Source organism: Neorhizobium sp. CSC1952 (assembly GCF_030378245.1).
GTDB lineage: Bacteria > Pseudomonadota > Alphaproteobacteria > Rhizobiales > Rhizobiaceae > Neorhizobium > Neorhizobium oryzae_A.
The window spans coordinates 2,182,034-2,196,229 of the sequence record NZ_CP128416.1 but is presented as its reverse complement, the minus strand read 5'-3'; the positions used below and the strand labels follow the sequence as shown (position 1 = coordinate 2,196,229).

Annotated in this window: 12 protein-coding genes and 1 riboswitch; of the genes, 6 read left to right on the top strand and 6 right to left on the bottom strand. The window is 63.6% G+C overall.

Annotated features, from left to right (window positions below; genetic code table 11):
- Positions 1-41 precede the first annotated feature (41 nt).
- Positions 42-956: an SDR family oxidoreductase gene (locus QTA58_RS10775; RefSeq protein WP_289672759.1), complete on the bottom strand. Its 915-nt coding sequence runs from the start codon at positions 954-956 to the stop codon at positions 42-44.
- 526 nt (positions 957-1,482) lie between these two features.
- Positions 1,483-2,406 (bottom strand): AraC family transcriptional regulator, encoded by a 924-nt coding sequence (locus tag QTA58_RS10770; RefSeq protein ID WP_289672758.1) that lies wholly within the window; start codon positions 2,404-2,406, stop codon positions 1,483-1,485.
- Positions 2,407-2,570: 164 nt separating this feature from the next.
- On the opposite strand from QTA58_RS10770, the gene QTA58_RS10765 reads away from it, so the two are divergent.
- The 6 genes from QTA58_RS10765 to QTA58_RS10740 all read left to right on the top strand — a co-directional run bounded on the left by QTA58_RS10765 (position 2,571) and on the right by QTA58_RS10740 (position 9,854).
- Positions 2,571-3,887, top strand: a complete 1,317-nt coding sequence (locus tag QTA58_RS10765; RefSeq protein ID WP_289673123.1) for an MFS transporter — start codon at positions 2,571-2,573, stop codon at positions 3,885-3,887.
- A gap of 96 nt (positions 3,888-3,983) precedes the next feature.
- Positions 3,984-4,448, top strand: coding sequence for a (2Fe-2S)-binding protein (locus tag QTA58_RS10760; protein WP_289672757.1), 465 nt, complete (start codon positions 3,984-3,986; stop codon positions 4,446-4,448).
- 10 nt (positions 4,449-4,458) lie between these two features.
- Positions 4,459-6,777, top strand: coding sequence for a molybdopterin cofactor-binding domain-containing protein (locus QTA58_RS10755; protein WP_289672756.1), 2,319 nt, complete (start codon positions 4,459-4,461; stop codon positions 6,775-6,777).
- Between the two features lie 161 nt (positions 6,778-6,938).
- Complete coding sequence (locus QTA58_RS10750) at positions 6,939-7,586, top strand: phospholipid methyltransferase (RefSeq protein WP_289672755.1); 648 nt, start codon at positions 6,939-6,941, stop codon at positions 7,584-7,586.
- Positions 7,587-7,691: 105 nt separating this feature from the next.
- On the top strand, positions 7,692-9,053 hold the full coding sequence (locus tag QTA58_RS10745; protein ID WP_289673122.1) for a nodulation protein NfeD: 1,362 nt from the start codon (positions 7,692-7,694) through the stop codon (positions 9,051-9,053).
- Positions 9,054-9,080: 27 nt separating this feature from the next.
- Positions 9,081-9,854: a slipin family protein gene (locus QTA58_RS10740; RefSeq protein WP_085419756.1), complete on the top strand. Its 774-nt coding sequence runs from the start codon at positions 9,081-9,083 to the stop codon at positions 9,852-9,854.
- A gap of 18 nt (positions 9,855-9,872) precedes the next feature.
- On the opposite strand, the gene QTA58_RS10735 is transcribed toward QTA58_RS10740, so the two are convergent.
- The 4 genes from QTA58_RS10735 to QTA58_RS10720 all read right to left on the bottom strand — a co-directional run bounded on the left by QTA58_RS10735 (position 9,873) and on the right by QTA58_RS10720 (position 14,155).
- Positions 9,873-10,895 carry an aldose epimerase family protein gene (locus QTA58_RS10735; RefSeq protein ID WP_289672754.1) on the bottom strand — a complete coding sequence of 341 codons (1,023 nt, stop codon included), beginning with the start codon at positions 10,893-10,895 and terminating at the stop codon, positions 9,873-9,875.
- A gap of 108 nt (positions 10,896-11,003) precedes the next feature.
- Positions 11,004-12,200, bottom strand: a complete 1,197-nt coding sequence (locus QTA58_RS10730; RefSeq protein ID WP_289672753.1) for a VWA domain-containing protein — start codon at positions 12,198-12,200, stop codon at positions 11,004-11,006.
- A gap of 9 nt (positions 12,201-12,209) precedes the next feature.
- On the bottom strand, positions 12,210-13,130 hold the full coding sequence (gene metA / locus QTA58_RS10725; RefSeq protein WP_289672752.1) for a homoserine O-succinyltransferase: 921 nt from the start codon (positions 13,128-13,130) through the stop codon (positions 12,210-12,212).
- Positions 13,131-13,187: 57 nt separating this feature from the next.
- A riboswitch (SAM riboswitch) is annotated at positions 13,188-13,265 on the bottom strand.
- A 50-nt stretch (positions 13,266-13,315) separates the two neighbouring features.
- Positions 13,316-14,155 carry a MoxR family ATPase gene (locus QTA58_RS10720; RefSeq protein ID WP_085419759.1) on the bottom strand — a complete coding sequence of 280 codons (840 nt, stop codon included), beginning with the start codon at positions 14,153-14,155 and terminating at the stop codon, positions 13,316-13,318.
- Between the last annotated feature and the right edge of the window lie 41 nt (positions 14,156-14,196).

Below are 14,196 nucleotides of genomic sequence, written 5' to 3'. Positions count from 1 at the left end.
CCTCGCGGGACCAGTTCAAGGGTGTGCCCGTCTCGGACGTCTCACGTGAAGGTCACGTTCGTGAGTTGCAGGGCGGTCTCCCAGAGGCGGGCCGCAACGGCTGTATCCAGCGCCTGCTGGGGAGGCTTTTCCTCGGTCGGATAGCCGCGCGTCCCGCCCAGCCGATCAGGCCCATAATAGCGACCGTCCCGCGCGGCGGGATCGGTCGCCGCATAGAGCGTGGGCAGTGCCCCCTGCCACGCGGGCTGGAACAGGAACGGTAGGAAACGCCGCATTATCCCGGCCGCGCTCCACCGGCCCGCGCCGTTCGGGATGAGATCGGTACGCGTGACGCCGGGATGCGCCGCGATGCTCTCGACGCCCCACCCGGCCGCCTTGCTGCGTCGGCTAAGCTCGAAGGCGAACATGGTGCAGGCAAGCTTCGACTGGCTGTAGACCGGAAACGGCTTGTAGCCGCGCTCGGCCTGCAGGTCCTCGAAGTCGATCGCGCCGCCGCGCGATGCGACGCTGCCGAGCGTGACCACGCGCGGCTTGTTGCCATTCTTCAGGAGCGGCAGCAGGTGTGCGGTAAGAGCGAAATGGCCGAGATAGTTCGTACCGAACTGCAGCTCGAAGCCGTCACTGGTCTCGCGGCGTTCAGGCGGCGTCATGACGCCGGCATTGTTGATGAGAAGGTCGAGGCTCTCCTGTTCCTGCGCGAGCTGCGCGGCGAACCCGGCAATCGAGGCGAGGTTTGCAAGGTCCACCTTGCCGAACCGCACCTGCGCGCCAGGGACAGCTTGCCTGATCGCTGCGACGGCTTCAGCGCCCTTCTGGGGATTGCGCCCGGCGATCACGACGCTGGCCCCGGCGCGCGCCAGGGCCAGAGCGTCCTCGTAGCCGAGCCCGCCGGTTCCCGTAACGACCGCCGAACGGCCATGTTGCGATGGGATGTCTTTGGCTGTCCACTTCGTCATAAATGATCCTTGCCTTCTCGGCTGTTCGATGCGGCTTCGAGCGGTGATCCTCTCGATGCGCCAGTTGTTCGTGTTCATCGCCAAAATGCCTGCCCCGTGGCAAATCTCCATGCCGGAACGCTCAAAAAATCTGCCTGATCCTACAATCATGCGGCTGACGGGAGTTCGATCGCGTTAAGAGCCTGGCGCGAGGGGTGCCTTTTCGCTCTTAGAGCGCCGTGCGTCCGAGCGGACGCACAAAGGACGCTCTAACTTATTGAATCTATGCATCGTACTTACCGAAAATCGATTCCGATTTTCGGGCCGATGCTGTAGAGATCGGTTCGACCAGGCGGGTGATCCGGCGCCGGCTACCGGGATGTCGAACGGTTCCACATCCCTTGCGCGTGGCTCGGCTGCCGGTCGTTCGGATCCCGCTTGAGGTTGGTGAGGAAGACGATGCGCTTGGGCCGGAAACCGGCTGACGCCGTCTCGGCAGGTCTCTTCCAGCAGAAGCTGCTTGAAGCGACCTGCTGAAACACGGGGTCTAGGCGCGGCGGGCCTTGCGGCTGGCGTACTGGCTGTACATGCGCTGGTGGTTCAACGCGTCCTGCTTTGGAGCGACGCCGAACATCCGGGAATATTCGCGGCTGAACTGCGATGGGCTTTCGTAGCCGACCTTGTAGGCCGCTTCCTCGACGCTTGCGGCGTCCGCCACCATCAACCGCCGCGACTCGAGAAGGCGCAACTGCTTCTGGAACTGAAGCGGCGTCACCGAGGTGAGCTGCTTGAAGTGCTGATGGAACGATGACGGGCTCATGCGCGCGACCTCGGCCATCTGCTCCACACGCAGCGTCTCGGTGAAATTGGCGCGCAGGAAATAGATCGCCTTGGCGATCCGCATGAAATTCGATTCCGGAACGGCCAGGCTGCAGAGTTCAGGGCCATAAGGGCCGGTGAGAAGCCAGTAGCAGATCTCGCGCATGACGGATGGATAGAGGATCTGGATCGCCTTCGGCGTCTGAGACATCCGGATCAGGCGCAGCACGCATTCGGCCAACGGTTCGTCGACCTTGCCGACGAACACGCACGGACCGGGCGCGGCCGGCGGAGCGGGCGGCGTCTCTAGCTGTTCCAGCACCTCTCGCAGCATCGTCACGTCGAGATCGATAGTGACGCCGATATAGGGCGTCTGCTCGCTCGCCTCGATGACGCGCCCGCTGGCCGGCATTTCCATGCTGACGACCAGGCATTCCATGGCACCGTAGCGAAGCGTCTCTTCGCCGAAGAGAATTTCCTTCGCCCCCTGGGCCACGACGCAGAGCGACGGGCGGTAGATCTGCCGCATGGGCATCCGTTCCTGGTAGGAACGAATGATGTTGACGCTCTCGATCTGCGTCGGAAACAGGCCCTCACCGCCGCCCTGGCTTTCGATGTAGGCGGTGAGCCCGCCAAGCAGCGATGACGACACGCGGACCTCCGATTGGTTTCGAGGCCAGCGCAGCACTCGCCCTTCAGCCGGCAGCATATCGCCGCTTGTAGGAATAGGCAAGTTTCTTGAGGTATCCGGCATTTTGGTCATTGGAGACATCCTCTAGCTTGGTGATGCCAATCACAGCCAGGGAAGCGCCAAACATGACAGAAACCGCCGCGTCGTCAATAGATCGGCAGGATGCACTGCCCGATATATCCAAGGCGAGCGGCGATGAACACGTTCATGGATGGCGCGTAACGGCGCTGCTTATTACGCTGTTTCTGGTGAGCGCGACCTCCCAGATCGACAGGATGCTTCCTTTCGTTCTCGCCGAGTCAATCAAGGAAGACCTCGATCTGAGCGACACCGAGGTGGGCCTGCTCACCGGTATCGCCTTCGCGGTCTGCTACACGCTGCTGTCGATGCCGCTCGCCCGCGCCGCCGATCAAGGATCGCCACGCTTCGTCCTCGTCTTCTGCATCCTGCTCTGGAGCGCGATGACATTGCTCGGCGGTCTCGCCATGAGCTTCCTGTTCCTCGCCTTTACCCGCTTCGGGGTCGCGTTCGGCGAGGCCGGCGGGACGCCCTCCAGCCACGCGATCATTGCCCGCAAGATCCCGCCCGCGCGCCGCGGGCTGGCGCTCGGCATCTTCTCGATGGGCATTCCGCTCGGCACCATGGTGGGTTTCGCCGTTGGCGGCGCAGTCGGCGATACGCTCGGCTGGCGTATCGCGCTGGCCGGAGCCGGCGCCATGGGCGTGCTGATCGGTCTGCTGGCCTTCGTTGTCGTCGGCCCGACCCCGCCGCTGAAGCGCACGGCCGCCAATAGCGAGCAGTTCTTGAAGGCGAGCCTGCGGTTGCTTTCGTCCCCGGCATTCCGTTGGCTGTTCATCGGCTCGGTCGCGCTCGGCTTCGCCGCAGCGCCCTTCTACGCTTTCGCCGTTCCCTTCCTGATCCGCACCCACGATTTCAGCGCCAGCGAGGCCGGGTTGGCGTTCGGACTGCTACAGGGTGCTATGGGGATTTGCGGAACGCTGATCGGCGGGCGCCTGTTCGATCGCGCGGTGCGCTCCGGCACCGGCAGGGTTCTCGGACCGCCCGCGATCCTCTTGATGATCGCAAGCCTGACGACGGCGGCGGCGTTGTTCGCACCGGTCGGGTGGCTTTCCATCCTCCTGTTCGTCCCCGGCATGCTGTCCTTCGCGTTTCTGCTGCCGTGGTGCTTCGGCGCCGCCCACCTGGTGGCAGGCAGGGGCAAGGAGGCGATGGCGACCAGCCTCGCGATGATCGGCTCCGGGCTTCTGGGGCCAGCGCTTGGTCCTCTCATCGTCGGCATGATCAGCGATGCGGCGACGCTTGCGCAGATTCCCAATGGCCTGGGGCTCGGTCTGCTGACGGTCCCGGTCGCGGGCATCCTGACCGGCCTCGCCATGCTGATCGCAGACCGGCGCATCGCCGTCGCGCTCCGGCGCCAATGACCGCCGAACGCGGCCACAGCCGCACCCGCAAGCTTCGCGATCCTTTTTGAGAAGAGAGACTTCCCGCAAAGCGGGTAAGACCCCGGGAGAAACAGCATGGTTGAGTTGATGGTCAATGGCACAAGGGTGAGCGTCGAGACGGACGCCGGCAAGCCGCTCCTCTGGGTCCTTCGTGAGGATCTCGAGCTGCTCGGTCCGAAATACGGATGCGGCGTTGCCCAATGTGGGGCCTGCCGCGTCCTTATCGACGGCGAGTCGACCCCCTCCTGCGTGACGCCGATCGATTCCGTCGCGGGCGCGTCGGTGGTGACCGTGGAGGGGCTGGTTCAGGCGGACGGCACGCTGTCGCTCGTGCAGCAGGCCTGGATCGACGAGCAGGTGCCGCAATGCGGCTTTTGCCAACCCGGCTTCATCATCGCCGCCACCGCGCTGCTGGAAGCGACCCCGCGGCCGACGGACGCCCAAATCGACGAGGCGATCACCAATATCTGCCGCTGCGGCACCTATCCGCGCATCCGCCGCGCGATCCATCGCGCCGCGACCATGCTGGCCGATCGCTGAGGAGATCGCCATGCCCCGTTTTCTCTCTCGCCGCGGCTTCCTGATCACCGGCGCGGCTCTTGGCGGCACCGCCCTTGTCGCCGCTGTCGGCGGCGTCGGCTATCTCGCCACCGTCGATGTGGACGGGCTTGACGGCTTCGTCGACGGCGACCGCGCCGTTCTCAACGCTTTTCTCACCATCCAGGGCGACGGCCGGGTGGTCATCCAGGTCCCTCGCACCGAGATGGGTCAAGGCATCCATACCGGACTTGCCATGGTCGTGGCCGAGGAACTGGATCTTCCCTTCGACGATCGGATCAGCGTGGCCTTCCCGACCGAGCCGCTCCCGGCCTACGCCAACTGGTTCAATGTGCTTCAGCAGCGCCCGGAAGAGGCAAGCGGGCCCGCCGTCTGGGTGGGACGGCGCGTACTCGGCCTGCTCGGCTTCATCGCGACCGGCGCGTCGGCTTCCACCATGGCGCTGTGGCATCCCATGCGCGTGGCCGGTGCTGCGGCGCGCCAGATGCTGCTTGCCGCCGGATCGGCACGCCTCGGCGTGCCCGCAGCGCAGCTCACGACCGCCGACGGTTTCGTCCGGCATGAGGCTTCGGGCCACAGCCTGTCCTATGGCGAGTTGGCCCGCGAGGCCGCCCTCCTGCCGCCACCGGACGACCCTGTATTGAAACCGGCCGCGGATTGGCGGCTGATCGGCAAATCGCAGCGACGTGTCGACCTGCCCGCCAAGGTCCGGGGCGAGCCGGTGTTCGGCATGGATGTCGTTCTGCCCGACATGCTCCATGCCTCCATCCGCCACGCGCCGGTGTTCGGCGCGCGGGTCTCCCGGATTGCCAACGAAGCCGAGGTACGAGCTCAGCCCGGCGTCAAGGATGTCGCGGTCATCGACGGGCGCCAGGTGGCGGTGGTGGCCGATTCCTGGTGGCAGGCCGAACAGGCCGCCTCGCTGCTGGATATCGCCTGGACGCAGACCGAAGCGGCGGGCGTCACCAGCGCGGAAATGTCCGCACGACTGAAGACCGCGCTTAGGAGTGCGGAGCCGTACGAGAACATCAACGAGGGCGACGTGGAGGCTGCCATCGCCGGCAGCACGTCGCCGATGATCGATGCAACCTACGAGGTGCCGTTCCTGACGCACGCCTGCATGGAGCCGATGAATGCGACCGTCCTCGTCCGGCAGGACGGGTCGGTTGAGGCCTGGGTGCCGTCTCAGTCGCCCCTGGGGGTACGCACCGGCATAGGCAGAGGAACCGGCTGGGCCGGGTTGGAGCCCACCTCGATCACCTGCAACATCACGATGAACGGAGGCGCCTTTGGCCGCCGCAGCGATCTGGACGTCACCGCTCAGGCGGCCTTTCTGGCGGCACGCCACCGGGGGCGGCCGGTCAAGGTGATCTGGTCGCGAGAGGAGGACATCGGGCGGGGCCTCTACCGCAGCCATGCGGCGGCGCGACTGCAAGCCACGCTGGGGCCGGACGGCCTGCCGGTCGCCTACGACGCGCTCGTGGCGGCCCAGTCGATCATCCACTCGGTCGCCGGCCGCAACCTGCCCTTCAACCCCGGCCCCGACGGGGATTCCCTCTCGGTCGAAGGGTTGGACAAGCTCCATTACGCCATCCCCAACCGCCGGGTACGCAGCCAGAACGTGCCCAGTCACATGCCGATCGGCTTCTGGCGGTCGAACGGCTTCTCGTTCAACACCTTCTTCACGGAGAGTTTCGTCGATGAATGCGCCCTGGCCGCCGGAGCCGATCCGCTGGCCTATCGCCGGACGCTTCTGCGGGACAGCCCCCGCCATCTCGCGGTGCTGAACCGGGCCGCCGAGCTGGCCGGATGGGGCCGCCCGATGGCGCAGGGACGCGGCCGCGGCATCGCCGTCGAGGAATGTTATCGAAGCGTGATCGCGCAGGTGGCGGAGGTCACCGTCGCCGAAGACGGCGAGATCACCGTCGATCGCGTCTTCTGCGCGATCGACGTCGGGATGGTGATCAACCCCGACGCCGTCATCGCCCAGATGGAGGGCGGCATCATCTTCGGCGTCACGACCGCGTTGATGAGCGCGATCACGCTCGATGGCGGCGCGGTGACGGAATCGAACTTCCACGATTTCCCGATGCAACGCATGGCCAATGCGCCGGCAGTCGAGGTCGCGATCGTCGATAGCGGCCTGCCGCCGGGCGGTGCGGGCGAGCCGGGTATCGTGCCCGTCGCCGCCGCCATAGCCAATGCCATCCATGCCGCCACGGGCCGGCGGATACGCGCGCTGCCGCTGGCCGTCACCGAAACCGTCGGTGAGCGCCGAACGCGCACTGTTCTGCGCTCCGCCGCGACATAGGCCCATGGGCTCGCGTCGGGTCGCGGAGACTGCCTTGTTCCGGATCGCACGACGGTTCGAGCCCGTCGCACACCGGGTGCCGCGCCGTGCGGGACCTGATGACGCATCACGGCGGCGCAATCGACCGCGCCGGCCAGAAGACATGATCGAGATCGTTTACGATGAAGCAACAGTATATCGCCGAGGTATTCGGTTTCTTTCTGGCCTGGCTCAAGAACCCTCTGCGCGTCGCGGCCGTCGCGCCATCGGGACGGGCATTGGCGAGCCTTATCACCTCCGAAATCTCGCACGCCACTGGGCCGGTGATCGAACTTGGCCCGGGCACCGGTGCGTTCACCCGCGCCCTGATCGCCCGCGGCGTCAGACAGGAAGACCTTGCGCTGATCGAGTTCGGACCGGATTTCGCCGCCGCGCTCCATTTCCATTTTCCCGGAGCCCGCACGCTCTGCATGGACGCAGCTCGCCTGCGGACGGTCGACGTCTTCGGCGGGAGGCCGGCCGGTGCCGTGGTCAGCGGGCTTCCTTTGCTGTCGATGCCGCCACGCAAGGTGATCGCGATCCTCACGGGAGCGTTCCGCAGGATGGAGCCGGACGGTGCGCTCTACCAATTCACTTACGGCCCGCGCTGTCCGGTTCCACTCAGATTGCTGGATCATCTTGGGCTCAAAGCGGAACGGATCGGCGGAACGTTCGCCAACCTGCCTCCCGCCGCGGTGTACCGGATCAGGCGTGCGCACCCAGGACTTTCCGCCTCGTGCGCCTCCGGAGTGCCGGCTGCCATTCCTGATGTTCCTGCCGATTCCGTCTGAGCGCGGTAAGGTTCCGGCCTTACCGTTTCGCAGTTCCGCCATATCTTCATGAGGATGTGTGCTCAGCGAACGACAGCGCGATATACAGGATTTTGGGGGCGAGTGCTGCCGATCCTCGCCTTGATGCTGGCTCTGTGTCCGGCCTTGGCTTCGGCCGCCTCGATGCCTCCTGAAACAGCACGCCTGGCCGTGGTCCTGAAGGTGACCGGCGCCATCGGTCCGGCAACTGCCGATTATGTGAGCCGCGGCCTTCAACACGCAAACGATCGGAGAGCCAGCCTGGTCATCCTGCAGATGGACACGCCCGGCGGTCTCGATACGTCCATGCGCGACATCATTCGTGCGATCCTGGCTTCGTCCGTGCCGGTCGCGAGTTTCGTGGCGCCCAGCGGCGCGCGTGCCGCCAGCGCGGGGACATATATTCTTTACGCAAGCCATATCGCGGCTATGGCGCCCGGCACCAATCTGGGTGCGGCGACACCGGTTGCAATCGGCGGGGGACCTTTCGATGGCGGAACTGAACCGGAGCGCGATGCTCCGAACGAGCCGGCCGGCACACAGCGGCAACCTCCCCGCGAAGCCCGCGAGGCGAAGGCGGTCAACGATGCCGCGGCCTTCATTCGCGGACTTGCCGAATTGCGCAATCGCAACGCCGATTGGGCGGAACGGGCGGTGCGCGAAGCCGCGAGCCTTTCTTCGACCGCCGCGGCCCGGGAGCACGTCATCGATTTCACGGCGACCACAATCGACGATCTTCTGACGCAGGCGCAGGGCCGTACGGTGCGGGTCGGCCAGACGGATATCCGGATCGACGCGACCGGCCTTGCGGTTCAGGAATTCGAACCCGACTGGCGGACCCGACTGCTCTCCGTGATCACCGACCCGAACATCGCGCTCATCCTCATGATGGTCGGCATCTACGGCCTGATCTTCGAATTCCTGACCCCAGGGACATTTGTCCCCGGCACGATTGGCGGTATCTGCCTGCTGCTTGGTCTTTACGCCTTAGCATTGCTGCCGGTAAACTATGCCGGCATAGGCCTGATTGCCCTTGGCGTCGGGCTGACGGTCGCCGAGGCGCATTCGCCTTCCTTCGGCGCCCTCGGTATCGGCGGCGGGATAGCGCTGATACTCGGTGCAACCATTCTGTTCGAACCGGCTACTCCCGGCCTCGAAATCTCCTGGCCCGTGCTGGGCGGCATTGCGGTTGTCAGCCTTGCGCTCAGCGTCGTCATCGCTCGCCTCGCATTCTCCTCACGCCGACGCAATGTCGTTACCGGAGCCGAACAGATGATCGGCATTTCGGGCAAAGTGGACAGTTGGGGAGATACATCGGGTTATGTCATCGCGCATGGCGAACGGTGGAAGGCCATTTCCACCGAACCACTCGCCGCCGGTGACAACGTGAACGTAATCGGCCGAAACGGGCTGACGCTTGAAGTCGCCCACAGCCCGCGAGAGAAATAGCGGCCTTCCGAACGAGGAGGAAATGCCATGAGCATGTTTGCAGACCTCATCTTTTATCTCGTAGCCGTCCTCCTCCTGCTGCTCATCGTCGTATCCGCGATCAAGATCCTGCGGGAATACGAGCGCGGCGTCGTTTTCACGCTGGGGCGTTTCACCGGCGTCAAGGGTCCGGGCTTGATCCTGCTCATCCCTTACGTTCAGCAAATGATACGGGTCGACCTGCGTATGCGGGTGCTCGACGTGCCCAGCCAGGATGTCATCTCCCGCGACAACGTGTCGGTGAGGGTCAATGCCGTGATCTACTTCCGGGTCATCGACCCGGAGAAGTCGACAATTCAGGTGGAGGACTTCATGACGGCCACAAGCCAGCTCGCCCAGACGACGCTGCGCTCGGTCCTCGGCAAGCATGATCTCGACGAGATGCTGGCCGAACGCGACAGACTCAACAACGACATCCAGGAAATCCTAGATGTCCAGACCGATGCGTGGGGCATCAAGGTCGCCAATGTCGAGATCAAGCATGTGGACATCAATGAATCCATGATCCGCGCCATCGCGCGCCAGGCAGAGGCCGAACGCGAGCGCCGTGCGAAAGTCATCAACGCCGAGGGCGAGCAGCAGGCGGCGGCGAAGCTGCTCGAGGCCGCCGAGATCCTCGCCCGGCAGCCGGAAGCGATGCAACTTCGTTATCTGAACACGTTGAACGTCATCGCCGGCGAAAAGACTTCAACGATCCTGTTCCCCTTCCCGATGGAATTCGGCGATTTCATCCTGGCCAAGCGGGACAAACCGCCGAAATGACGAGAGCCGGAAGCTCTGTCATTGTTTCGAGAAGACATAGTCCGTTTCCTGCCGCAGCACTTCGCCCGGGCGCAGCACGACGTTCGGGAAATCTGCATGATTGACCGCATCCGGCCATATCTGGGTTTCCAGGCAGAAGCCGGCAAAGGGGCCGTAGCGGCGGCCTTCCAGGCCCGGTACGGGAAGTTCTTGAAGCTTGAAGGCGGCATAAAACTGCACGCCGGGCTCTGTTGTCCGCACTTCCATCGAAACGCCGGAATAGATGCTGCGCGCCAGGGCCACCGAGCGCTTTCCAGTGCGTTCCGTCGAAAGGCAGTAGTTGTGGTCGAACAGGACCTGCCTGTCGCCATCGAACCGCTTCATCGGTCCCATGTCGCTGAGGTCGAATGGCGTGCCGGCGACCTCCATCAGTTCGCCGGTCGGCAACTGCTTCTCGTCTACCGCGACGAGATGGCCGGCGGCGATCATGATGTCATGGCCGAGCACATCCTCGCGGCCGTCGAGATTGAAATAGGAATGCTGGCATATGTTGGCGAGCGTCGGCCGGTCGGTGGTGGATTCGTAGACCACCGACAGCACGCCGTCGTCCTTGAGATGGTAGGTGGCCGTGATCGTGCAGTTGCCTGGGTAACCCGCTCGGCCGTCCGGATCGGTGATCCGCAATACGACCTTGTCCGGCGCATGATCGACGATCGTCCAGTTGCTGCGGCCGATGCCATCCGTACCGCCGTGGAGGTGGCCGATCCCGGGCTGGTTCATCTCGAGCTGATACTCTTTGCCGTCGAGCGTGAAGCGGCCGCCGGCGATGCGGTTAGCACAGCGGCCGGGAGTGGCGCCGAAATAGGGCGAGTGGACCGGATAGGGATCGAAGGTCTCGAAGCCGAGCACGAGCGGCGGCTGATGGCCATCGAGCCTGAGATCCTGGATCACGGCGCCCCAGGTGATGACGTTCGCCGTCAATCCGCCGCCTGAAATCCTGACCCGATAAACGGGCTCGCCGCTCCTTGTGGTGCCGAAAACTTCAAAATTCCGACCCGCCATGGGATCATTCCTCCGCAAACATCCTTGGCGGCAAACTGCGCGATTTGGCGGCAAGCTGCAACGTCGTCGCCAAGAAAATCCACGGTCAGCGATCAGCGGGTCAACGGGTCAACGGGTCAGCATGCGCGTCGCCTGCTCCAAGCCGCCGAGCGTCAGCGGAAACATGCGTCCGGTCATGAGCTGCCGCATCATGCCGATCGAGGTCGTATAGTCCCAATGATCCTGCGGCACCGGATTGAGCCAGACGCAGCGGCGGAAGTGATCGGTGACGCGCTGGATCCAGACTTGCCCGGGCTCCTGGTTCCAGTGCTCGACCGAGCCGCCCGCATGGCTGATCTCGTAAGGGCTCATCGAGGCGTCGCCGACGAAGATCACCTTGTAGTCTGCGCCATAGCCGCGGATGAGATCGAGCGTCGCCAGCCGGTCCGAACGGCGGCGGTTTTCCTTCCAGACGCCCTCGTAAAGGCAGTTGTGGAAATAGAAATGCTCCATATGTTTGAACTCGGCCCGCGCCGCCGAGAACAGTTCCTCCACGACGCGGATATGGCCGTCCATCGACCCGCCGACGTCGAAGAACATCAGGAGCTTGACGGCGTTATGCCGCTCGGGCCGCGTCTGCACGTCCAGATAGCCGTGTTCGGCGGTGGAGCGGATCGTGCCGGGAAGATCGAACTCTTCCGCCGCTCCTTCCCGCACCCAGCGCCGCAGCCGCTTCAGCGCCAGCTTGATGTTGCGCGTACCGAGCTCGACCTTGTCGTCGAAATCCCGGAATTCACGCTTGTCCCAGACCTTGACCGCCCGGCGCTTGACCGCCCGGCGATGGCGCGACTCCTCCTGCCCGATGCGGACGCCTTCCGGATTGTAGCCATAGGCCCCGAAAGGCGACGTGCCGCCGGTGCCGATCCATTTCGATCCGCCCTGGTGCCGGCCCCTCTGTTCTTCGAGACGCCGGCGCAGCGTCTCCATCAGCTTTTCGAAACCGCCGAGCGCCTCGACGAGCTTCTTTTCCTCTTCCGTCAGGTGCTTTTCGATGAGCTTGCGCAGCCACTCCTCGGGAATGTTCGCGGCATCGAGGCCCGGTTTGCCCGACACGGCCTCCAGTCCGTGGAAATGGGACGAGAACACCTGGTCGAATCTGTCGATATGCCGTTCGTCCTTCACCAGCGCGGCGCGGGCGAGGAAATAGAACGCCTCCACGTCGAAATCCGCCAGTCCCTCCTCCATGCCTTCGAGAAGCGAAAGGAACTCCCGCAGGGTCACCGGGATCTTCGCTTCTCTCAAACGCAGGAAGAAGGGGATGAACATGGCGCCGATCTATTCCGTGCCGATCTTCTCCGGCTCGTAGGGTGTCGTCTGGTAGATCTCGTTGATCCAGTTGCCGAAGAGAAGATGTGCATGGCTGCGCCAGCGGTTCAAGGGTGTCAGCGTGTCGTCGTTATGCGGGAAGTAATCGTGCGGCAGCTTGATGGGAATGCCTGCATTGACGTCCCTGAAGTACTCGTCCGCCAGAGAGGTGGAGTCGTATTCCACATGATTGAACATGTAGAGACGCTTGCCCTTCTTCTCGTGCACGAGACAAAGGCCCATTTCGTCCGACTCCATCAGGATTTCGAGACCCGAGACGTTTTCGACATCGGTGCGACGCACCTCCGTCCAGCGCGACACCGGCACCTGGAAATCGTCCGAGAAGCCATTCAGATAGACGGAGGACGGCGCGAGATTACGGTGCCGGTAGACGCCGAAGGCCTTTTCCTTGAGTTCGTATTTCGGCACGCCGTGGAAATGGTAGATCGCCGCCATGGCACCCCAGCAGACATTCATCGTCGAATGCACGTTGGTGGTCGTCCAGTCGAAAATCTTCTGCATTTCCTCCCAGTAGGTGACCTCTTCATAGGGCAGCGTCTCGATCGGGGCGCCGGTGATGATGAAGCCGTCGAACTTGCGGTCCTTCACCTCTTCCCAGGTCTCGTAGAAGGCGAGCAGATGCTCTTCCGACGTGTTCTTGGCCTTGTGGTTGCCGACGCGCACAAGGGAGAATTCCACCTGCAGCGGCGAGGCGCCGACGAGGCGCGCCATCTGCAGCTCGGTCTTGATCTTGTTCGGCATGAGATTGAGAAGCCCGATCTGCAGCGGCCGGATGTCCTGCCGCACGGCGACGGTTTCGGTCATCACCCGCACACCCTCCGAAACGAGAGTGCTGAATGCAGGCAGCGTATCGGGAATCTTGATCGGCATTTCTGACAAACCCACAAAATAAAACCGGCGGCGAAAAAATCGCGACCGGTCCGTGGAAGTCATCTTCTCGCGGCCCTTTAGCGACTTTTTTTACGTGGCTGCAAGCCGGCCGGCCAAATCACCACGAATAACGGCGTTTCAAATACGCCTTGCTCAGCCTTTCGTCAATGGGAGCAAAATCTTGCTTACCGCTCCCGCCGCGCCATGAAGGCCATCCGCTCGAAGAGATGCACGTCCTGCTCGTTCTTGAGCAACGCGCCATGCAGCTTCGGGAGCGCGTTCTTCACATCGCCTCGCAGGTCGGCCGGATCGACGTCGTCGGAAACGAGAAGCCGGATCCAGTCGAGTGCCTCGGAGGTGGACGGTTTCTTCTTGAGGCCCGGCATCTCGCGGATTTCATAGAACTGGGTCAGCGCGTTGCGGACGAGCAGCTGTTTGATGCCCGGATAATGCACCTCGACGATGCGGGCGAGCGTCTCGACATCCGGAAAGCGAATATAGTGGAAGAAGCACCGGCGCAGGAAGGCATCCGGCAGTTCCTTCTCGTTGTTGGAGGTGATGATGACGATCGGCCGGACCCTGGCCTTCACCGTCTCTCCGGTCTCGTAGACATGGAATTCCATACGGTCGAGCTCCTGCAGGAGGTCGTTCGGGAATTCGATATCCGCCTTGTCGATCTCGTCGATCAGCAGCACGACCTTCTTGTCCGACGCGAAGGCCTGCCATAGCTTGCCGCGGCGGATGTAATTCGCCACGTCGTGGACGCGTTCGTCGCCGAGCTGGCTGTCGCGCAGCCGGGAGACTGCATCGTATTCGTAAAGCCCCTGCTGCGCCTTGGTGGTGGATTTGATGTTCCATTCGATGAGATCGAGCCCGAGGGCTGCCGCCACCTGCCGGGCGAGTTCCGTCTTGCCCGTTCCGGGTTCGCCTTTGACCAGCAGCGGACGCTCGAGCCGGATCGCGGCATTGACCGCCACCATGAGATCCTTGTCGGCGATATAGTCCGCGGTACCTTCAAACTGCATCTTGGCATCCCGATCGAAAAACGAGCCGCAAACTAAAAGCT

Coding starts and splice junctions, on each gene's coding strand:
- QTA58_RS10735 (WP_289672754.1), bottom strand. CDS start 10,895: ATGGCGGGTCGGAATTTTGAAGTTTTCGGCACCACAAGGAGCGGCGAG.
- QTA58_RS10775 (WP_289672759.1), bottom strand. CDS start 956: ATGACGAAGTGGACAGCCAAAGACATCCCATCGCAACATGGCCGTTCG.
- QTA58_RS10765 (WP_289673123.1), top strand. CDS start 2,571: ATGACAGAAACCGCCGCGTCGTCAATAGATCGGCAGGATGCACTGCCC.
- QTA58_RS10720 (WP_085419759.1), bottom strand. CDS start 14,155: ATGCAGTTTGAAGGTACCGCGGACTATATCGCCGACAAGGATCTCATG.
- QTA58_RS10755 (WP_289672756.1), top strand. CDS start 4,459: ATGCCCCGTTTTCTCTCTCGCCGCGGCTTCCTGATCACCGGCGCGGCT.
- QTA58_RS10760 (WP_289672757.1), top strand. CDS start 3,984: ATGGTTGAGTTGATGGTCAATGGCACAAGGGTGAGCGTCGAGACGGAC.
- QTA58_RS10730 (WP_289672753.1), bottom strand. CDS start 12,200: ATGTTCATCCCCTTCTTCCTGCGTTTGAGAGAAGCGAAGATCCCGGTG.
- QTA58_RS10740 (WP_085419756.1), top strand. CDS start 9,081: ATGAGCATGTTTGCAGACCTCATCTTTTATCTCGTAGCCGTCCTCCTC.
- QTA58_RS10750 (WP_289672755.1), top strand. CDS start 6,939: ATGAAGCAACAGTATATCGCCGAGGTATTCGGTTTCTTTCTGGCCTGG.
- metA (WP_289672752.1), bottom strand. CDS start 13,130: ATGCCGATCAAGATTCCCGATACGCTGCCTGCATTCAGCACTCTCGTT.